General features: G+C 39.0%; 17 protein-coding genes and 1 tRNA gene. 8 read left to right on the top strand and 10 right to left on the bottom strand.

Annotated features, from left to right (window positions below):
* Window positions 1-18: 18 nt before the first annotated feature.
* The 4 genes from AC1XUE_RS20700 to tgt form a co-directional block, all read right to left on the bottom strand.
* The gene (locus AC1XUE_RS20700) at window positions 19-2,286 is read right to left on the bottom strand and encodes a GumC family protein (protein WP_483357889.1); all 2,268 of its coding nucleotides are present in this window, start codon (window positions 2,284-2,286) and stop codon (window positions 19-21) included.
* Window positions 2,287-2,485: 199 nt separating this feature from the next.
* Complete coding sequence (gene glf / locus AC1XUE_RS20695) at window positions 2,486-3,589, bottom strand: UDP-galactopyranose mutase (RefSeq protein ID WP_483357888.1); 1,104 nt, start codon at window positions 3,587-3,589, stop codon at window positions 2,486-2,488.
* Between the two features lie 117 nt (window positions 3,590-3,706).
* On the bottom strand, window positions 3,707-5,158 hold the full coding sequence (locus tag AC1XUE_RS20690; protein WP_483357887.1) for an OmpA family protein: 1,452 nt from the start codon (window positions 5,156-5,158) through the stop codon (window positions 3,707-3,709).
* A gap of 225 nt (window positions 5,159-5,383) precedes the next feature.
* Window positions 5,384-6,517: a tRNA guanosine(34) transglycosylase Tgt gene (gene tgt, locus AC1XUE_RS20685; RefSeq protein ID WP_483357886.1), complete on the bottom strand. Its 1,134-nt coding sequence runs from the start codon at window positions 6,515-6,517 to the stop codon at window positions 5,384-5,386.
* 111 nt (window positions 6,518-6,628) lie between these two features.
* On the opposite strand from tgt, the gene AC1XUE_RS20680 reads away from it, so the two are divergent.
* From AC1XUE_RS20680 to AC1XUE_RS20665, 4 genes are all read left to right on the top strand, one after another.
* Window positions 6,629-7,759: a glycosyltransferase gene (locus tag AC1XUE_RS20680; protein ID WP_483357885.1), complete on the top strand. Its 1,131-nt coding sequence runs from the start codon at window positions 6,629-6,631 to the stop codon at window positions 7,757-7,759.
* Window positions 7,750-8,370 carry a 16S rRNA (guanine(527)-N(7))-methyltransferase RsmG gene (rsmG, locus tag AC1XUE_RS20675; protein WP_483357884.1) on the top strand — a complete coding sequence of 207 codons (621 nt, stop codon included), beginning with the start codon at window positions 7,750-7,752 and terminating at the stop codon, window positions 8,368-8,370. Before AC1XUE_RS20680 ends, rsmG begins: the two co-directional genes overlap by 10 nt.
* 33 nt (window positions 8,371-8,403) lie before the next feature.
* Window positions 8,404-8,685, top strand: a complete 282-nt coding sequence (locus tag AC1XUE_RS20670) for a hypothetical protein (protein WP_483357883.1) — start codon at window positions 8,404-8,406, stop codon at window positions 8,683-8,685.
* A 72-nt stretch (window positions 8,686-8,757) separates the two neighbouring features.
* A tRNA-Asn gene (locus AC1XUE_RS20665) sits at window positions 8,758-8,831 on the top strand.
* 72 nt (window positions 8,832-8,903) lie between these two features.
* Here the strand turns inward: AC1XUE_RS20665 and AC1XUE_RS20660 are convergent.
* Window positions 8,904-9,170 carry a hypothetical protein gene (locus AC1XUE_RS20660; RefSeq protein ID WP_483357882.1) on the bottom strand — a complete coding sequence of 89 codons (267 nt, stop codon included), beginning with the start codon at window positions 9,168-9,170 and terminating at the stop codon, window positions 8,904-8,906.
* Between the two features lie 89 nt (window positions 9,171-9,259).
* Between AC1XUE_RS20660 and AC1XUE_RS20655 the strand changes: the two genes are divergently transcribed.
* A complete protein-coding gene (locus AC1XUE_RS20655) occupies window positions 9,260-9,580 on the top strand; it encodes a hypothetical protein (protein ID WP_483357881.1) in 321 nt (106 codons plus the stop codon).
* Between the two features lie 112 nt (window positions 9,581-9,692).
* On the top strand, window positions 9,693-10,265 hold the full coding sequence (locus AC1XUE_RS20650; RefSeq protein WP_483357880.1) for a hypothetical protein: 573 nt from the start codon (window positions 9,693-9,695) through the stop codon (window positions 10,263-10,265).
* Between the two features lie 386 nt (window positions 10,266-10,651).
* Here the strand turns inward: AC1XUE_RS20650 and AC1XUE_RS20645 are convergent, their stop codons facing one another.
* From AC1XUE_RS20645 to AC1XUE_RS20625, 5 genes are read right to left on the bottom strand one after another with little or no spacing between them, the layout of a single operon-like run.
* Entirely contained in the window at window positions 10,652-11,224 is a 573-nt protein-coding gene (locus AC1XUE_RS20645; protein ID WP_483357879.1) for a hypothetical protein, read from the bottom strand.
* Window positions 11,225-11,283: 59 nt separating this feature from the next.
* Window positions 11,284-11,973 (bottom strand): M48 family metallopeptidase, encoded by a 690-nt coding sequence (locus AC1XUE_RS20640; protein ID WP_483357878.1) that lies wholly within the window; start codon window positions 11,971-11,973, stop codon window positions 11,284-11,286.
* Window positions 11,966-15,133 (bottom strand): type I restriction endonuclease subunit R, encoded by a 3,168-nt coding sequence (locus AC1XUE_RS20635; RefSeq protein WP_483357877.1) that lies wholly within the window; start codon window positions 15,131-15,133, stop codon window positions 11,966-11,968. The genes AC1XUE_RS20640 and AC1XUE_RS20635 overlap by 8 nt, the downstream gene beginning before the upstream one ends.
* Before the next feature lie 18 nt (window positions 15,134-15,151).
* Window positions 15,152-16,396 (bottom strand): restriction endonuclease subunit S, encoded by a 1,245-nt coding sequence (locus AC1XUE_RS20630; RefSeq protein WP_483357876.1) that lies wholly within the window; start codon window positions 16,394-16,396, stop codon window positions 15,152-15,154.
* Window positions 16,393-17,982: a type I restriction-modification system subunit M gene (locus AC1XUE_RS20625; RefSeq protein ID WP_483357875.1), complete on the bottom strand. Its 1,590-nt coding sequence runs from the start codon at window positions 17,980-17,982 to the stop codon at window positions 16,393-16,395. The genes AC1XUE_RS20630 and AC1XUE_RS20625 overlap by 4 nt, the downstream gene beginning before the upstream one ends.
* A gap of 198 nt (window positions 17,983-18,180) precedes the next feature.
* On the opposite strand from AC1XUE_RS20625, the gene AC1XUE_RS20620 reads away from it, so the two are divergent.
* A complete protein-coding gene (locus tag AC1XUE_RS20620; RefSeq protein ID WP_483357874.1) occupies window positions 18,181-19,728 on the top strand; it encodes a hypothetical protein in 1,548 nt (515 codons plus the stop codon).
* The gene (locus tag AC1XUE_RS20615; protein ID WP_483357873.1) at window positions 19,725-19,907 is read left to right on the top strand and encodes a hypothetical protein; all 183 of its coding nucleotides are present in this window, start codon (window positions 19,725-19,727) and stop codon (window positions 19,905-19,907) included. Before AC1XUE_RS20620 ends, AC1XUE_RS20615 begins: the two co-directional genes overlap by 4 nt.
* Window positions 19,908-19,909: the final 2 nt, after the last annotated feature.

Below are 19,909 nucleotides of genomic sequence, written 5' to 3'. Positions count from 1 at the left end.
GTGGTATTCTATTTACTTTTAGCCATAGGTATATCCATAAGAAGCGTTACGTTTGGCACTATTTAATATGATATGAAGTTTCGGTAGTTGATCTGTCTCATAGATATGCTGAATGGCTTCTAGTTGATGTCGGAATGTAAAGTTTTGCCGTACGACGTAAAGTGTCAAATCTGCATATTGACTTAAAAGCTTTGCATCGGTCACTAACTCAAAAGGTGGACTGTCAATAATGACATAATCATACTCCTGTTTCAATGTAAGAATGGCTTCGGATATACGACTGCTTTCAATTAGTTCTGCCGGATTAGGAGGAATTATACCTGCTGTGATAACGGCAAATTTGTTGTCATAATGTTGTATAAAACCTTCCAATGGAGCACTCGAAATAACATATTCTGAAATCCCTTTTCCATGTAACTGAAGCGTTTTTCCAACTTGCGGTTTGCGCAGATCAAAGTCGAGTAGGATAACAGTTTTACCTGAAAAATGTAGTGAATGACAAAGGTTAGTAGCTACAAAGGTTTTACCTTCTTCGCTCATTCCGGAAGTAATAAGTACAACTTTGTTTTTTTGACCTGCAACGAGGAATTGAAGGTTGGTTCTTAATGTACGAAACTGCTCAGCTATAGGGTTTTTGTCAAATTGAAAAAGTGCTTTGTGCTGAAATTCGATCTCTCCTATCAGGGGAGCTTTAACCTTTTCTGTTAGTTCCTGTTTAGAAGTGAGGCGTATATTAAAGATATCACGAAGACTTAATAGGATTACCGGTATGAGAATACCCGATAGTAATGCAAGTAAGAGTGTAATTTGTTTGTCAGGGGAAATGGGATTATAATCTGCCAGGGGAGGGTCAATAATTCTTCCATTGGGCAGATTTGAAGATCTTGAAATGGAAGTCTCTATTTGCTTTTTTAGCAGAAACGTATGTAATTCTTGTTTGATTTGAAGTTGGCGCTGGAGATCTAAAAATTGCCTCTCGATCGTCGGGATTTTTTTCAATTGGGATTTTACGGTACCTGCAGCGTGGGAATTTGCTTTATAAATAATATCAAGTTCCGACTTACGGGATTCTATATGTCCTATGAGCTCCTGCTTAATATCTGCAACTTGTTTATTCAAGCCCTGCATAAACGGATGAGATTCTCCGGTTCCTGATTTCGCTTTTTCTCTCAACATCTGAATCTCATTGTATTTGCTGATTGTAGCAAGAAATGCAGGTTGTTGTAGAAGGATTGATGATGGAATAGGAATGTCCTTATTTGCCGCAATCAATCGTAGTAAGGATTCTACCATATTCCGCTGGCTTTGTATCTCTACAATTTGTGTCTCATATTTACCCAGGTCAGTTATCATAAGCCGGGATTGTTCATGCAGATCAGCGAGTTGCTGATTTCTTCTGAACTGTTCCATTTGCTGCTCGAGTGAAGCCACTTGCTGGGAAACTGTATCCAGATTGTTATTGATAAAACTTATTGTTTGTTCAGCTATCCTGTTCTTATCAGCTTGACTTACTTCCAAATAATTGGTGATCAACCGTTTCAATATTGCTTCCCCTTTTACCGGATTAAGGTCAGTAAGTTTGATGGTGACGGTACTGACTTGCTTGTTGGTAGCCGAAACCCTCAGCGCTTTACTGTATTTCTGGATCGTTTCCTGAAGGCCGGAAATGGCCATTTCGTAAGTGTTATTATTATCCGGCCTTTCTATACCTGAGGTAATTGTCGCTTTTCCTTCTGGTAATAACAGCGTGTCTCCCAGCGAAATAATCCACGATTTATCTGCAGCGGCAATTTCTAAAGAATCGTGTTCGAGAAAATGAATGGTATAGATCTTTGGAATATGCTTTTTGGGAAGAATAGGGGACTCTATGAAGTGGAGTAGGACAGGGGACTGGTCAAATAGTTCAGTATTTTTTATGTTTCCTTTTACGGAATAGGTCGTAAATAGTTGAAGATCCTGAATGACCTTTTCCATCAGCATACGGCTTTTCAGAATTTCCACCTCATTATCTACATTACTCTTTCCTGCCGACAGACCGAGATTTGCCATCATAGCAGCCTCACCCAGGTCTGATCCTTTTGTGTCGTCTTTGACTAAAATTGTTGAGGTTATTTCATAAACCGGCATCTTGTAGCGTAGGTAAATGAAAGCAGCAGATAGCGATAAGCATAACGATAGCAGTACCCAAGGCCAGCTTTGTAATAACTGTATAGATTTTTTTATAATCTGATTTTCGTCTGATGTAGATGACGGCGTCTTCAAAATATCTTCCAGAGTTGTACGCATAACTGAAAAGATAAGGTTAGATGTTGCTCTTCGCTTTCTATTCAATTAAGGGTATCTAAAGCTGAAGTAGCTATGAGACGGGTAGTTTGGAGATAAGTCTCATACTGTAGCTAAGATATCAGTCAAAGGGTGAGAATGGAAAAAGCTCATTTGTCTGACTAAACAAATGAGCTTTTTTTATAAATGAGATCTCGATGTATTATAGGAAATGCTTCTTGACCTTGCTTAAGGCCGACCCTACAACCTGATGCATATCGTAATATCGGTACTCGGCAAGTCTTCCGCCAAAGATTACATTTTGTTCAGAAGAGGCTAAAGCTTTATACTTATTAAATACATCTGAATTTTTATCGTCGTTCACAGGATAATAGGGTTCTGCGCCCTTAGTCCACTCCTGCGGGTATTCATGAGTAATGACCGTTTTGTCTTGCGTGCCGAATTCAAAGTGTTTGTGTTCAATAATTCGTGTAAATTCTGTTTCACCATCGGTATAGTTTACAACAGCATTTCCCTGATAATTTTGCTGATCCAGTAATTGATTTTCAAATCGCAAGCTACGATACTCCAGCTGACCGTATTGAAAATCGAAATATTCATCAATCTGACCAGTATAAACTATCGTCTCAGCCAAATTGGAAAGACTCTCGCGATCTTTAAAGAAGTCAACTCCGAGCCTTGTTTCAATTCCGTTTAGCAAACCTTCTGTCAGCTTATTATAGCCTCCGATAGGAATACCCTGGTAGCGATCATTGAAGTAATTATTATCAAACGTAAAACGAACCGGAAGTCGCTTGATGATGAAAGCAGGCAATTCAGTTGCCTTACGTCCCCATTGCTTCTCTGTATATGCTTTTATGAGTTTTTCATAGATGTCAGTACCGACCAGTGATATGGCTTGTTCTTCCAGATTCTTGGGATCAGTGATACCCGCAGCCTTTACTTGTTCCTGAATTTTGGCTTGTGCTTCTGCAGGAGTTTTTACCTTCCATAATTGATAGAAGGTGTTCATATTGAACGGAAGATTATATAATTCTCCGTAATAATTTGCTACCGGTGAATTGGTGTATCTGTTGAACTCAACGAAGGAATTTACATAATCCCAAATCTCCTTGTCATTGGTATGAAAAATATGTGCTCCGTATTTATGGACATTGATGCCCTCTACGTTTTCACAATAAATGTTACCTCCTGTATGTTCACGACGATCGATGACCAGACACTTTTTTCCTCTTTTATTTGCTTCGTGCGCAAAAACGGAGCCCCAAAGTCCGGCTCCCACTATCAGGTAATCGTATTGTTTCATTGAATTAGCTCGTATTACTAGTGCGGATATGTAAGTTTTCAGATCGTTATTCTACTCAGCTGAAATAAGAAAGGCTCCTTTCGGAGCCCTCTTATTTATTTAGCATTTCTTATTTGCTTATGGAAGCAATTTCAATTCCACGCGGCGGTTTTTCTGAAGACCTGCCTTAGTAGCGCTATCAGCGATTGGCTTGAATGCTCCGAAGTAGTCAACAATTACTTTGCTTGGATCAGTAAGACCTGCTTCGTTGATCAGGAAGTTTTTCACTGCATCTACACGACGACGTGATAGAGCCATGTTGTAACGATCTGTTGCACGACGGTCAGCATGTCCGGCAAGTTGCAGACGGCATCCGTTTTTGTTCATCAACTGTGCAACGTTTTTCAATATTTCCTGGAATTCAGGTTTGATGACGTTTTTATCAGTTTCAAACTGAACGTTCGCAAATATTTCGCTGCAAGCTGCACCTGTTGCCAGTGCGTTCTTCACGTAAGTGTCAAAGTCAAGCACACGACCACTACCATCTACAATTGAACCAGCTGGTGAGTTAGGCTCTTTATCGAAGAAGTCAGAAACACCATCACCATCTGTATCAAGCAACAAACGTGGGTCGATATCTTTTGGACGGTTTGCTTTCGCAACTGAATCCATTTCTTCAAGTGTAAGAATCTTAGGTGCTTTCAGCAACACTTTAGGATCTGTATAGCGGAGGTTGTAGTAACCATCTTCTGGCTTGTAATCCCACTTGCCATCCACTTTCTTCACTTTAAGAGGTTTTTTACCTAACTTATAAGTAAGTTGGATTGCACCGTAACCGTATTTATCAAGTTCAGAATTTCCTTTACGAGAAGTTTTCTGATTTTTAATGAAGTCCAAATCAGGAGTAAGGTCATAATCACCACCCCAGGTAGCATCCAAGTAATCAGTGTTAGCATGATTAAGACGGAAATCAAGACCAAGGTCAAGACGTGGAGTCAATTCATAATTGATGTTAAGTCCTGTTGGAATAACCCAGTCATTTTTCTTTCCTGTCTCACGCAATGGCACACCACCTGTAAGACTGTATGCAGTTGCGTCATAGAATACACGTCCGAAACCGGCGTATAAATCTACTTTCCATCTCTTCATTTTGTTAGGTCCCATTAAGAGGCCTTTCAAGTTAACTGTTCCTGAAAGAGATACATCAGCATAGTTACCTTCAAAATAGCGATTGTAATTACGGCTTTTCATACCCCTCAGGTTTCCGAGAGATCCGTCAAGACGAGCGCCGAAAAGGTAGGAAAGTTGTTTGTTGATACTAATTCCTCCCTGAATAGTTCCGGATTCCTTATGTCTGTCAGCAGAAGTTGTTGTTACTGGCCAGAAATCATATTCCCGTAAGTCTCCAAAAAACATTGATGGTCCGAAATGGGCAGAAATCGACCATGTGTTCATTTTGTAAGGACCGTCATAAGAAGCTTTAGGATTGTAATCCGGAGAATTCGGCTGCTCCAATGGTTGAGCGATAGAAGGCAGAGCCACTAACGCACCCAAAGCAAACGAATAAATCAACTGGGATACTTTTTTCATACTATTCAAGTTAGCGTTATTAAGATTAACTAGGATTGATCTGGTAATCAAGTTTTATGAGTAAAAAAATAAACTATTTCATGGCGATTTATCATTCATCAAAAATGCCTAGTGGGCACAAAATTAGGTTAACTATATCATTAAATCAACCTCTACCCATCTAAATGGACAAACTTCCCACTGTTTTTTTTTAACTACCCGAAAGAACCCTCCATTTTTGAACTTTCAAAGTCGTTGCATCAATTTTTTTTCCATTTCTTTCTTCCATCCTGTGAACTCTCCGGAGATTATTTTTTCTCTTGCCGTATTCACAAGCCAAAGGTAAAACGTTAAGTTATGTACGCTTGCTATTTGCGCTCCAAGCATCTCAGCTGATTTGACAAGGTGACGCAGATAAGCCTTCGTATAAAACGTACTTACATAACCCCCTAGATTTGGATCAATTGGGGATAAGTCATTTTTCCACTTTTCATTTTTGATATTGATGATTCCCTCTGTGGTAAAAATCATGCCATTGCGCGCATTGCGGGTAGGCATTACACAGTCGAACATATCCACACCTAATGCGATGCACTCCAAAATATTGGCTGGTGTGCCTACACCCATCAGATAGCGAGGCTTATCACGGGGCAAAATATCACATACTATCTCCGTAAGTTCATACATCATCTCTGCCGGTTCACCTACGGATAATCCCCCGATCGCATTGCCTTCACGACCATATGAAGCAATCGTTTCAGCAGATTGTTTCCTTAGGTCTTTATACACACTTCCCTGAACGATAGGGAATAACGTCTGATTATATCCATAAAGAGAAGTTGTAGCGTCAAAGCGGTTACAACATCTCTCGAGCCACCGATGGGTCATTTCCATGGAATTTCTTGCATAGCTGTAGTCACATGGGTAGGGGGTACACTCATCAAAAGCCATCATAATGTCTGCACCGATTGTGCGTTGAATATCCATGACTCCCTCTGGTGTAAAGGTGTGTATGCTACCGTCAATGTGTGACTTAAATACCACACCTTCTTCATTGATTTTTCTTCCGGTTCCCGCAAGCGAGTAAACCTGATAGCCGCCGCTGTCAGTGAGAATGGGTTTATCCCATCCATTGAACCCATGCAAGCCACCTGTTTTCTCAATAAGATCTAATCCGGGGCGCAGATACAAATGATATGTATTTCCTAAAATAATCTGTGCTTTCACATCCTCTTTCAGTTCCCGCTGATGAACCGCTTTCACAGTTCCTGCTGTACCCACAGGCATAAAAATCGGTGTCTGGATGATCCCGTGGTCGGTTTCGATCACCCCGGCTCGAGCCTTTGACTGGGCATCTTCAACTTGTAGGGTAAAATTCATTCGGTATTTCAAAATGTTGGTACGCAAAAATAGGAGTAAGGTTTCTAAGAATCCTGACAATGACTGTATATTTGTACAGAATATGGCAAAAATTTACAACTCTCTTCAATTGTGGCGGATTATTTACTGTATGTGTTAGGGGCGTTTGTCCTTATCCAGCTGTGTTATTATCTCTTTTTCTTTACCCGACTTGCCTTTTATAGCAAAAATTCTAATTATGGAAGCTCCACACCAGGAATTACTGTATTGGTCTGCGCTTGGAATGAAAGGGAGAATTTAGAAGAGTTGATTCCTTTATTAGATGCTCAGGAATATCCTGAATTTGAAGTGATTTTACTGGACGACCGGTCGGATGACGGAAGTGAGGAGTATATCCGCGAAAATATCAATAAATGGAAAAATATCAGGTATATCAGAATCAATGATCAGTTTGACCATGTCACACCTAAAAAATATGCTCTTACAGTTGGTATGAAACAAGCCGCTCATCCTGTTGCGCTTATGACCGATGCTGATTGCAGACCGACGTCTGTCCATTGGATTGCCGCTATGGCATCACATGTTAGCAATGAGCGGGATATAGTTTTAGGGTATTCACCCTATGAAAAGGAGAAAGGGCTGCTAAACTGGTTTATCCGTTGCGAAACTTTTTATACCGCTGTTCAGTATCTATCATTCTCTCTGGCGGGGATCACTTACATGGGAGTTGGGAGAAATATCCTGTATAAACGAGCTGTATTTTTCGAAAATAAAGGTTTTTACACACACAGGAAAGTATATGGTGGTGATGATGATCTGTTTCTGAATGAAGTTTCGACCAGCAGTAATACAGCTATTTCTATTGATCCGGAGTCATTTGTATATTCCAAACCTAAAACGAGCTGGTCGGCGTGGTACAGGCAAAAACAGCGGCATATGTCTGTAAGTACGCATTACAAGCTGAGAAATAAGATTTTGCTTGCCTTGTTATCAGGAACTCACGTGGCAGTTTGGACAGCTGGCATTGCCATATTGGTCGTAGGACTTGTACAAAACAATATTTTGCTCCTGCAGCTTTTGGGAATAGCGTTTGGTATAAGATGGGCTATTCAGTTGCTGTTGTTGCTTATTATTAATGGCAAATTGGGAAGACCAGTTGAATGGGCGAGTTTTCTATTGATGGATCTCGCATTCTATATTTATTATTTAGTGTTTGGCATGATTACACTAACCAAACGAAAACCAAGAACCACATGGAATTAATTCATAAATACTTTCCTGATTTGACGGAAATCCAAGTTAGTCAATTGACCCAGCTGGAAGAATTATACAAAGAATGGAATGCAAAAGTGAACGTGATTTCCCGACAGGACATAGATACTTTGTATGAAAGACATATACTACACTCGCTTGGCATCGCCAAAGTATTGGAATTTAAACCTGGTACAGCGGTGCTGGATGTCGGCACGGGGGGCGGCTTTCCAGGGATTCCACTGGCGATTTTGTTTCCTGAGTCAAGCTTTCATTTGGTAGATAGTATTGGTAAGAAGATAAGAGTGGTGCAGGAAATCGCCGCGTCGATCGGTCTGAAGAATGTTAAAATTGAACAAAAAAGAGCTGAAAGGTTGGATGAGACCTACGAGTTTGTAGTAAGTCGGGCAGTAACAAGGCTCGCTCCGTTTGTAGGCTGGGTTCAAAAGAACATCAGCAGGAATTCATTTCATGAGCTTAGGAATGGTATTTTATACCTTAAAGGTGGTGATCTGCAGGAAGAACTAAGTGAGGTGAAGCAGAAAACAAGGACATATGACCTCTCGGATTATTTCGCAGAAGAATTTTTTGAAACAAAAAAGGTAGTATATGTACCTTTGTAACCAATATTTGAAATTAAATAACCTAAATATAAGATGAACGAGAAATATAGTGCCAGCGCGCTCATGAATCCGCTTTTTCCCGACGAAGTATCGTTTGGAGATAAAGGTGTTACTTTCAAAGTGCGAAAGCTTTTTAAGAGCACTGATAATTTTGTTTTTTATTCGGATATATCCGGTGTGGAAATAGAAAACGGGATGTTATTTTCTACCATTCGTATCATTCCACGTATGCGTCCTGAAATAATTATTAATAATTTTTCGAAGGGAGACGCTAAGAGAGTCAAGGAGTTAATTCTCCAGAAGGTTCAAGTCTGATAATTTTTTGTCTTTTGTGCTTGCGCTGTATATTTTAACTCCTTACATTTGCATCACAATAATCGACAACACTCCTGAATAGCTCAGTCGGTTAGAGCATCTGACTGTTAATCAGAGGGTCGCTGGTTCGAGCCCAGCTTCGGGAGCTTAAAGATCAAGCACTTACGAGATAAAACTTGTAAGTGCTTTTTTCTTTGCTACACAATTTGATACACAAGTCAGTCTCTTATAAGATTCTCAAACTCCAAGTCACTCACATTATTCTTGCAATTTTCCAGCTCCTCTTCACATTCTTCCAGGTCATTACTCTTTTGTTCTAACTCATAAGCTAAATTTTCGGCTAAGTTTTCAAGTTTTTGATTTTGTTCTTCAAGTTCAGACATTTCTGTCTTACATTCATCTAGTTCACTCTGTAAGCGCTTTTCCTCCCCTCTACATCCCAAAAATATAGTTGCTAACGTTAAAATAAGTAATTGTTGTTTCATAAAAGCACAATGTTTCAAATTTGAGGAGTTTACCTTAATTATCATTAATATTAAAGTTAATATACGTAAACCTCCAAAATTTTAACAATTTGAAACATTTTATCTGCTTGGTTATCATTGGTGCATTTCTGCACACAAATTCTTACTCTCAGAGTCTTTACAATACCAAACCGACAAGAACTACCAGTAGACCGTCAAGTAGCTCCTATGTGAATCCTAGTGCCACTTACAATAGTGGTTACATCAAAAGTAACGGCACTTACGTCGAACCACACGTAAAGACCAGATCCAACGACACAAACTGGGATAACTACTCAACAAAAGGGAATCAAAACCCTTACACTTCTGAAACTGGGTCACGAGCAAAAGATTATTCACCGGAACATACAACTATGGTTCAGGAAAAGTAATCCAAACTGGTGAGAGAGGTGGACAATTTTATATCAACGACAAAGGAAATAAGGTCTACACGCCTAAACGCTAATTTTACCTATCTATAATTTTACTAAAAACCAACAATTTATGAAGAGTAAATCCCTTCTGTATGCCCTGATTTTTATAGTAGTCACCATTTCAAGCTGCCGACCATCCCGCTACATTACAGAACAGCACATCAAGAATAACATCGAACGACACGAAGTTGGTCAGCAGTCTAACATTAAGACATATAACATATTCCGAGGTAATACCTACACAACCGGTCGGTATCTGGAACTTACTGGATATAAGCTGAAAGGTGACAAAGGTCTCGTGGTAGGTGCAGACAGATCTTACGTGACTCGTAGAATTTCAAATCCGAATGGAGGTTCTGTCGAAACGGTTACACTTATCGACTTCATCCACCTCGATCTGGAAGAGAGTAAGAGTATTGTATCTAACTACGGACGTCTTATTGAGAAATTAAAAAGCGAAAAACCCAGGATGAATGAAGAAATCTACCATGACTACACGGTTTCCAAAGACTGCTTCATAAGTTTTCGCAAAACTGGTGCGGGTAACGGCAGTGAAAAGATTAACATTTGGATAAAAGGAGAAAAATATCCTGTGCCAACAGCTCAGTTTATCAAAAGATTAAAGAAATTCATTGAGTACTAGCTCTTAATAAGACCCAACCAAAACAGTACCTTGTATATACGCAGTGTCTTGGTTGGGTATTAACTGTCCAATAAATTTTTTTATGAGACCTAAAAGTGAAGATTTCCAAGTAGAGCTTTACCGCATTTTCGCAAATTCTTCCAAATTAGAATCACCTTACATAATAGTTCGGTCTGGTGATCTTCATCGTGCAGTAGGTGGCTATCCTGGTAGAAATCATATGATGCCTATTTGTTGTAATGTAATGCGACGAAATATGAAACCAGGTGACGAAATTATAAAACAGCCTCCAAAGGGAAATGGAGCTAATTTATATATAAAATTTCTTCTGGACAGGTGACCTAGTATTTATTGCTTATGAGCTAGGAAGTCAATACCATCGTCATTCAAGGTTTCGGATTAGCGAAACTCAGTAACTCCCACTCAGCTATACACCGACCGGATTTGATGTAGGGTTTATGATTTAATAAAAGTGCAACATGTTGCCTGTAATCATTCATTGAATTCACCCTAGTCCATGCTGGTTGAGCGTTTGCGTATCCAACATGTGTAAGCATAATTCTGTCAACAGGACACAAAGGTGGAGGACTTATAAATCCTAAACACCATAAATGTTTCAAGAAAACAGATATACTTTTTTGGGAATGCGAAATTTTGAAACCATCCTCACTAAATTGGTGACGATAATTAGCATTCATTACTTCTTGAAGAGCTAAAATGTCAGTTTCGTAGATCAATACATCTTGCGGTTCAACATATTTTTCAGCAAGTTGTATCAATTCCTGTCCCCAAAAATTTCTAATAGGTCTCCTTAAATCCTCACCAATACATTCTGCACTGTAAGTGGAATTATGCTGTACTGCGGCACTTATAGACTTACTTAGTGCCAACTCAACTGTTCTTTGTGGATTATACCTATTTAAAAATGTTTGCTTCGCTAAATTTAACTGTTCTTCCATACTTTGTTCAACGTAGAGGGGTTTATAAAATAAGAAATTGTATTACTTGATATTGATACTCACCTCACCATCTCCACCCGCTCGTTCAACTCCTTCCAGTTCGGAACGTGAACTGACAATTCCGCCCAGAACTGTTTTGAGTGGTCTTTTACCTTGGTGTGGCACAGTTCGTGGATGATGAGGTAGTCTATCAGGGAGAAAGGAAGTTTGATTGCTTCCGGGTTGATTGTGATAATGTCTTTGGGTGAGCAGTTACCCCAGCTCTTCTCTAATTTCCGGAATCTTAATCCTGCATACGGAAGGTTTGTTTCCTTTGAGAACTTTCTAACCCGTGGGGTAATTTTTTCAACTGCTTTATCGTGATAAAAGTGTTCAACTGCTGATCTGATCAAGTTTTGATCTGTACCAACCGCCGGAACGGTGATTGTGAATTTGGAGTAATTAAACTCAACCCGGACATCTGTGATATTGTCAGCAATAACCACTTCCACATAGTAGGATCTCCCCAAATAAGTGATCCTGGAACCTGTGACTATCCTTTCATCATCTTTTACAGATACCAGATTCAGCTTGTGTAAAATCCATCTTGCTTTTTTAAGGATTAGCTGATCTGATTTTTCCTCCGTTACAGCCTTTCCTTTTAGTATGACTCCTTTACTTTTCTCAACTGTGACATAGTGAGATTTTAAGCTTTCATTTTCCTGAAAGCTGTATTCTATGTACGATGATCCGTATTTGACCCTACGCATTTTTGTTATTTCTTATCACCTCTACCAATTCCTTTGCTTTGGATTTTGCGTCCGCACGTTCCATTTTCGTTTTAAGATAACGAACCAGCTTGTTTTCGATGTCATTAATTACCATCCCTTTGGACTCCCACCCAACAATATTCAGTTCTCCATTAATAAGATCGAACAGTGTTCTGGTTGCATCCTCAGCATCTGCACCGTAAATGACCTTCATGGTTGAAAACACTGCTCTTTGTTGCTCTGTTACAAATCCTTTGCTTTCTCCTTCTTTTTGGGACTGAATGATTTCGTCCTGCATCTTTTCAAATGCAGCTAGTAATGATAATTGAGACAAACGTCCTGCTTCATGATCCTTTATTAACTGTTCCAATCGCTCTGCTAGTGGTCGGTAGAAATCAGGATTTTTATCGAGACTAACTTTGATTGTGTGTTTTAAGTGATTACGCATTTTTAACTCCTTCGTTGCCGGAGAAGCATTCATAATCTCTTCTTTAAACTTATCTCGGTCAATAATGGAAATAGGATCTTGCAAAAGATTGGTCACTCCGGTAGATTTCAAGTGTTCATCAATCATGCCCTGTAACAGCAAACTTTCATCCTTACTCACTTTGAAGCCATCATCATCCGGATACATGTTCCTTGCCATTTTCCTGATCTCATTAAAAAGTTTGAAATCATTAAAAAACCGCATCGCTCTTGTATCGGGTAATACAATCCCGACAGACTTATTGAATTGTTTCAGAAGGTCTTTAAAATTGTCACGCTTGTCAGCAGGTTCAATAAATCTTACTGCTTCATCCATGAATCTCTCTCTATCTAATGTTCGGTGCGGACGTAACGGTTTAAAGAATAGCAACAATTTATTGTGATTCAGTTCAAGCTGTGGTAGCTCTTCGTTGATGTTTTTAAGTACATCGTCTGGACGGATATCTCCTGAAAATATCTTTAAAGCTTCGAGAAGGTGGTCTGTGATACCATTGTAATCCATAATGTACCCCGCAGCTTTTCCTTTTCCACTACGGTTTACTCTTGCAATTGCTTGAAGCAGGTTGTGTTCCTTCAATGGCTTTTCAAGATACAAGCAGGATGCTATGGGTGCATCATAACCTGTAAGTAGCATATCTGAAACAATCAGAATGGCTGTATTGTCAAATTTCTTCTTACCAGACTTTTCCTTTTCGCTCTCATTCCCGTAAGGAAGTTTAAAACTCTCCGTTACGGATTTCACATTTTCCGGAGCTACAATCCAAATTGGTTTCTGGTCATTCTTATTGTTTTTATTCCAGTCTAGTGTTTCGTAGTACTCTTTTGCAATAGGATCAGACTTTGGTATTCCAATGCTGACAATCACTTTGGTGTCAAAATTGTGTAGCCCTTCTACTTTCAACTCCTCAAATGCTTGTTTGTATCGAATTGCAGCGGGTCTCCCATCACAGACAAACAGTGCTTTATGACCATCCGGAAATATTTTTCCTTTGAAATGTGCGATGGCGTGTTTTGCAATATCATTGATACGCTCTTTTGAAAACTGATATTTCCGAAGTGCTTCCTGTTTTAACTTGTCTTTCTTTTCTTCTGGTTCATGACCAAACCGTGCTTCAAATTCAGTATCGAGCTCCGTTTTGCGAATGTCCAGTTTAGCTATTCCTTCATCATAGAGAAGCTCTACGGTGGAACCGTCTGCAACGGATTCTTTTATGGTGTATACATCTATATATTCTCCACCATAAAACTCACCCAAGGTAGATTTATCTTCTTTGGAAATGGGTGTACCTGTAAAGGCTATAAATTTTGCATGAGGTAATGCATTACGCATAAATGATGCGAGAAAACCATAGTGTGTACGGTGTGCTTCATCAACCAAAACATATAAATTCTCCTTTTTTGATAGCTCCTCCAATTTTACCTCTTCCCTGTCACGTTCCACCCACTTCCCATTTTCAAGAACCTTGGTGATTTTTATAAGGGTTTTATCCTGTATGTGTTTTTCAACACGTACATTCACCTTTTCTTCCTGTTCAGTTTGATCTTCTTCCGTTGTTGATTCCTGATCTGTTTCCTGGAATTTCTGAATGGTTGTGGTGATTATGCCACCGTAGTCATTCCTTAACAACTTATCCAGATGTCTGACAGAACCAGCGTGTTTCACATTTTTTAAACCTACATTACCAAATGTGGTTGTGATTTGACTGTCCAGATCTTTACGATCCGTCATCACAATCACCGTGGGATTGTTGAATCCATATTCCGGAGCTTGTAGCTTACGGGTAACGTAGGCCATGGTGATGGACTTACCAGAACCTTGTGTATGCCACACTACTCCACCATGTCCCTGTTGCAGTTTTGCAATGGTATTATTGGTAGCACGTATCTGTTGGTAACGAGGTAGTTTCTTAATCGTTTTACCTTCGTCTGTTTCAAAAATGACGAAGTGACGGATGATATCCAGTAGCTTGTCTTTACGGAAAAGATTGTAGATGAGCTTATCCTGTTCTGTTTCTGCATGTTCTACAAGCTCCTTTTCAGGTGTACGGAAAACGGAATAGAATGCTTGCGATGCATTGATAGCACCATAACGACCACCCACTTTCCAGATTCCTGCACAGATCTGATTGTAGTGAAATAACCTTTCGTTCAAATCCTGATATTGATACAGATCATTGTAAGCAGAATCCCACGCCGTAGATGCTACTGGTGATTTACATTCCAGAATAGCTACTGGAATACCATTGACATAAACGACCAGATCCGGAATGGAATGGTTACCTATTTTACTTAAATACCTGAACTGATTTACAACCAGAAAATCGTTGTTCTCTGGATTCTGATAATCTATATAAGATACAACCTTAAACTCCTCTAAGCCGTCAAACTCCTGCTTAATGGTAAACGATGCTCCTCTGATGAGCTCCCATACCTGTTCATTGATCTCCATCAGAGACGAACCCTGTACCGTGGTAAGTTTGTCGTATGCTTTGAAAAGGTTGTTCTCGTTGATCCACGGATTAAGCTTCTGAATCGCAGACAGCAATCTGTTTTTCAGGATTACTTCTGACAAATCATGACGTTCATCGTTTTCCTTTCCATTAAGATACTGATATCCTAATCGTTGGAAAAGCTGTATGGCAGGAAGTTCACTGTATTGGTATTCGTCACTCATAACGGAGGTTTTTTTTACTTATGCATTTTGTAATTCCGATTGCACCACTCTCACCTTCCCGGTAAGCAGCTGCTGCATCAATCCTTTTTTGAGTTGTTGATAGGTTTCTTTTTTTAATTCTAAAACCTTCTGTTTGTCTGAAATGGTTGTTAATATAGTTGCAATGTCAGCTTGTTCACTCAACAGAGGTAGAGGAAAGTTTAAACTTCTAATATTTCCTAAACCAACAAAATTCAAAACCCCACCATTGCTAATTTTTTTAAATTGGTTGATTACATGACTTGATTTTAAAACATTCAAAGCAAAAATATTTAACAATTCAGTATTGCCATTGAATTTGATCAAAGCCACATTCTTAATCGAAAACTCGAAATTCTCGTTTACTACTATCGGCTTACCTACCGTACCAATCATTCCAAAAAGTATATCTCCATTTTCTACGTGGGACCGCTTTGAAAAAGCTTCATGATCTTCTTGGGAAATATATTTGATGTCACTAAAATCAAGATCTGTCTCAGTTAGATTTTTAGAAGTTATAAATGGAACACCATCTAAATAATATTTCGGACTGTCATGAGTTCCATCCCTAACATCGCAAATATCTCCCAACTTCACCACCTCCCAACTCTCCGGAATCTCACCCAACACAGAATCCTTAAAGTTCGTATGACCAATACCACGTGTCAGCAGTTTTTGCATTAACCCTTTTTTGAGTTCACGGGTTTGGGTGATCTGCGCATCAATGACTTCTATCTTTTCATCGACCGTACTGAGGATTGTGGCGATTTTTTGTTGTTCTAGGAGTGGTGGGAGAGAAATTTTAAATTTTTCCATTCCACCTTTTGTAACATGGAGCATGGTAGAACCATGTGACTGAGCTTTCATCTTTTCGGTTATATCGTCCAAAAGATAATAATGAAAAACCTTGTCCAGTTTGTATTTATTGACTTCGATTTTCCAAATATGGTAGTGAAATATAGCTTTCCCTAAATTCCACCATACAGGACCAAAAGTGGCAGACCACATATACAGCAAATCACCCTTGTGACAATACTGGTGCTCCGGTAGTTTTAGATTGGAGTAATAATAATCCTTTCCTGATCCCGTTAGATTTTGCAACCTAATAACTGGCGTTCCTTCATTTTCCCATTCTGTTAATTTGTATGCTCTCCCGTTGTAAAAAGTTGCAGCATCTCCTTGATCTACCACCTTCCAATCCTCCGGAATCTCCCCCAATTCCGTCATTTTATATCCTTCTCTCATAACCCAATTTCCATTAAGAAAGCAGCCAATTTCTCATCAATCTCCTTTTCCTTTGTTTCCAGTTCCAGGATTGTATTTTTCACCTGATGCAAATCCACTTCTTGTTCCGGTTCACTGGTGTCAATGTACCGGCTGATGTTCAGGTTGTAATCATTTCCTGAAATTTCTTCCAGGTCTACAATCCGTGCGTATTTTTCGTTGGGTATATCTTTCAGGTTGGTCGTTACAAAATGATCGTAGGTTTCTACAATTTTACTAATGTTCGTTTCGATCAACTCATTCTGGTTCTTTCCTTCCTTATATTCGCTGCTTGCATCAATAATGACAACCTTGTTTTTTAGATGCGGAGCTTTACTTTTGTTGATAATCCAGATACTTGCAGGAATACCCGTATTGTAAAACAATGCAGATGGTAAACCTACAATACACTCTATCCAGTCCTTATTTAACAATTTCTCACGAATAGCACCTTCCGTTCCACTTCTGAACAAAGTACCATGTGGAAGTACCACGCCAGCCTTTCCATCTTGTTTCAGCACTGCAATCATGTGTTGTAGAAAAGCTAGATCTGCATACCCACGTGGTGGAATACCAAATTGAAATCTACCGAAAGTATCTACAACGTCATTTTTATAATCAGGGGCAAACTTTTTCTCTTTCCCGTCTTTATCCAACTTAACCTCCTGACTATTTTCCGCAGAATCCCACCAGCCACTTTGTGAAAAAGGAGGATTAGCAATCACACGATCAAACAACATAAGTTCCGTATCGGTGTTCCTATGTTTAGGATCATTTAAAGTATCTCCTTTTCTTAAATCTGCATCATTGTAATTGTGAAGCAGCATGTTCATTTTACCAATTGCCCATGTTCCCAGATTTTTCTCCTGTCCATAAAGCGAAATGTTAATGTTATTCCCAACTTTTCCTTCTGGTAACTCCGCTACATACTTAGCAGATTCGATGAGCATACCACCACTACCACAAGTAGGATCATATACCTTTTGTTTTGGTTGGGGTTTAATGAGTCGCACGATGGTTTGTACCACACCACGAGGAGAATAAAACTCACCTCCCTTTTTACCCGCATCATCCGCGAACTGCTTGATCAAGTACTCATAAGCATCACCCAGCAGATCAGGCGTATAAAGATCCTGGTTTTTGAGAGAGTGTAGGTTGAAATGACGTAACAATCTTTGTAAAACCTCATCGCTCAGCTTCTCCTTATCTCCAAATTTGGTTGAAGTAAGTACACCTTCCAGGTTGTTGGTACCCTTGTTGTTCTCACGTTCAATCGCAGCAAAGCCTTTGTCAAGATTAATACCAATATTCTCGGTATACTTCTTCAATTCTTCCCAACGAGCTTCCTGAGGAACTTTGAAAAAGGTTTCGTCCTCCGCTTCTTCACGGGATATACCTTCACGCTTCATAATGGTATCTACCTCTTCTTCAAACACATCGTTAACACGTTTCAGGAAAAGAAGGCCAAATATGTAGTTCTTAAAATCGGAGCTATCTATGCTCCCACGTAGTATGTTAGCAGAATCCCATAACCAGGATTCAAGGGTTTGCAGGTCTAATTGTGGCATTTGGTACTAATTGAACACTAAAATTTGAAAAGTGACAAGTTACAAGGTTTTTTGACTGATGCACAGAAATGAAGCTAATTACCGTTTAATAATTTTTTGTTTTTTTTTGATTGAACGACTAACAAAAAGTTCTAATTTCATTTATCCTCCTCGAAGAACAATTGCTAGTCAAAGGAGGCAAAACCCTACTCATAATTTATGAAACAAATTTTGCTCTTGCTGATATTGGCCTATTGTATACCTGTTAGGGCTCAGAACACCCTTGTTCAGGATGAAGATGACAACAGTTTGATAAAAGTTCTGACCGAAGCAGAGCAAGCAGCTCTTTCAGCAAAACTAGACCTATTAAAAAAAGACAAATTTCAGCTAAAAGAGTGGAACCGTACATTTAACAAATATTTTGGAAGTATAATAGGAGGTGTAGGAACCAATAATGAAATTGGGAATTTTGCATCACTTGATCCAGTAGATGGAGCATTCAAATTCAAAGGAGTTATTCCTATCGGAAATGTAAATAAAAATATAAACTTCCTATCCCTGTCAGTTCAGGGCGAGGTGTTGTCAGGCAATATATCTCAACTCTTCAAGGACTCCAAACTAAACTCCAACTCTTCAATCCAGGCTGAGTATCATTTCTTTATGAGTGCGAAGAGGTCAAATGTGACGGTATCACTGGAAAATATGGCACTTTATAATTTTAGGAAACAAGATTTGGACAATAAGAGAAGAGCAGAATTTGCAAAATTAGTATCGAATAATGCGCGCAATAATCGATTATTAGAACTTCATAGTGTTGAACAAAGATCGCTCGAATTGCAGAAAAGTCACAGCCTCGGTAAGATAGCCAATTACAAATCTATCTTAGAAGATATGTTGCAGGTTTCAAATGAAAAAAGAAAAAGTAGTATTTATGTAGATTCTGTCGCAAAAGTTACCAAACTGCTAATCACAAGCTCATCCGACCTAGACAGCATTATAGGTAAACTTGTTAAAAATAAGTTGGAGGTGGATTCTTTGACCAGTGTTGTAGCACTAGGCACTTCCCTTAAAGGCGGATTCGAAAATGAGATTAATGCAAAAGCAAAAAAAGAGCTTGATTCTCTAAAAGCATCTTTCTCCTTTGAAAAATACAGGATATCATGGCTAACCGCGATTGGTGGTATAGGGAAGAAAAAATATGCAACATATGACGTTTCGAAAGTCTTTGATGAGAGAATATGGGAGGAGGATTTTACAACTCACAGATATGGACTCGCAGGAAATATCTATTGGAATAATAACTTGATTAAACGGAGTGTTTTACTAAATGGGGGTTTTTTGATAATGCGCGAAAATAATGTAAAACTATTGTCTACCACCGAGATATCGCAGACAACCGCAACTGAAAATTCTAATGGGACGTCGCGAACTGAAAGCAATAAATATCTCGCTTATACAAAACCGATAATTTCATATAATCAGTTTTATGGTTATTCCAACATCTATCTCCTTTACGGAAATAATTCATCCGGATTTCATTTCTTTCCATCTTATTACAAACCAAAAGATCAAACTGGCTACGCTTCTCTTGGTTTAGGGTTCATTGCCTCATTTAAAAACGTTAAAAAAGATAGCCCGGTTATTAATACGGAATTATTCATTGAGTTAACCGACTTGTTTGACAGTAAAAATTTAAACTCTAAATTCTATAACAGAAATGAGATTGGTATTCGGTTTTCTTTACCCTTTAACTTCTTTCAAATATGACAAGTAAAAAACAAAGAACAGCATTCGTCTTGCGAAGAGTCTTAGGGATGCCGGTCTTTAATGTATTTTGCGAAGATGAGCAAAAATTGTTGTTGACTACAACCAACAAAGCCGCAGCAGAAGCTTTTGCAAGCGATCACAGATTACAAAATTTTGGTCATGTTGTGAAAACAACCTAGGT

It is taken from the genome of Dyadobacter sp. HNCC25DJ187 (genome assembly GCF_056895255.1).
The sequence above is the reverse complement of the archived record's forward strand: the minus strand, read 5'-3'. Positions and strand labels throughout refer to the sequence as shown.

Coding starts and splice junctions, on each gene's coding strand:
- glf (WP_483357888.1), bottom strand. CDS start 3,589: ATGAAACAATACGATTACCTGATAGTGGGAGCCGGACTTTGGGGCTCC.
- AC1XUE_RS20650 (WP_483357880.1), top strand. CDS start 9,693: ATGAAGAGTAAATCCCTTCTGTATGCCCTGATTTTTATAGTAGTCACC.
- AC1XUE_RS20640 (WP_483357878.1), bottom strand. CDS start 11,973: ATGCGTAGGGTCAAATACGGATCATCGTACATAGAATACAGCTTTCAG.
- AC1XUE_RS20660 (WP_483357882.1), bottom strand. CDS start 9,170: ATGAAACAACAATTACTTATTTTAACGTTAGCAACTATATTTTTGGGA.
- AC1XUE_RS20670 (WP_483357883.1), top strand. CDS start 8,404: ATGAACGAGAAATATAGTGCCAGCGCGCTCATGAATCCGCTTTTTCCC.
- AC1XUE_RS20625 (WP_483357875.1), bottom strand. CDS start 17,982: ATGCCACAATTAGACCTGCAAACCCTTGAATCCTGGTTATGGGATTCT.
- AC1XUE_RS20690 (WP_483357887.1), bottom strand. CDS start 5,158: ATGAAAAAAGTATCCCAGTTGATTTATTCGTTTGCTTTGGGTGCGTTA.
- AC1XUE_RS20700 (WP_483357889.1), bottom strand. CDS start 2,286: ATGCGTACAACTCTGGAAGATATTTTGAAGACGCCGTCATCTACATCA.
- AC1XUE_RS20645 (WP_483357879.1), bottom strand. CDS start 11,224: ATGGAAGAACAGTTAAATTTAGCGAAGCAAACATTTTTAAATAGGTAT.
- AC1XUE_RS20620 (WP_483357874.1), top strand. CDS start 18,181: ATGAAACAAATTTTGCTCTTGCTGATATTGGCCTATTGTATACCTGTT.
- AC1XUE_RS20615 (WP_483357873.1), top strand. CDS start 19,725: ATGACAAGTAAAAAACAAAGAACAGCATTCGTCTTGCGAAGAGTCTTA.
- rsmG (WP_483357884.1), top strand. CDS start 7,750: ATGGAATTAATTCATAAATACTTTCCTGATTTGACGGAAATCCAAGTT.
- tgt (WP_483357886.1), bottom strand. CDS start 6,517: ATGAATTTTACCCTACAAGTTGAAGATGCCCAGTCAAAGGCTCGAGCC.
- AC1XUE_RS20635 (WP_483357877.1), bottom strand. CDS start 15,133: ATGAGTGACGAATACCAATACAGTGAACTTCCTGCCATACAGCTTTTC.
- AC1XUE_RS20630 (WP_483357876.1), bottom strand. CDS start 16,396: ATGAGAGAAGGATATAAAATGACGGAATTGGGGGAGATTCCGGAGGAT.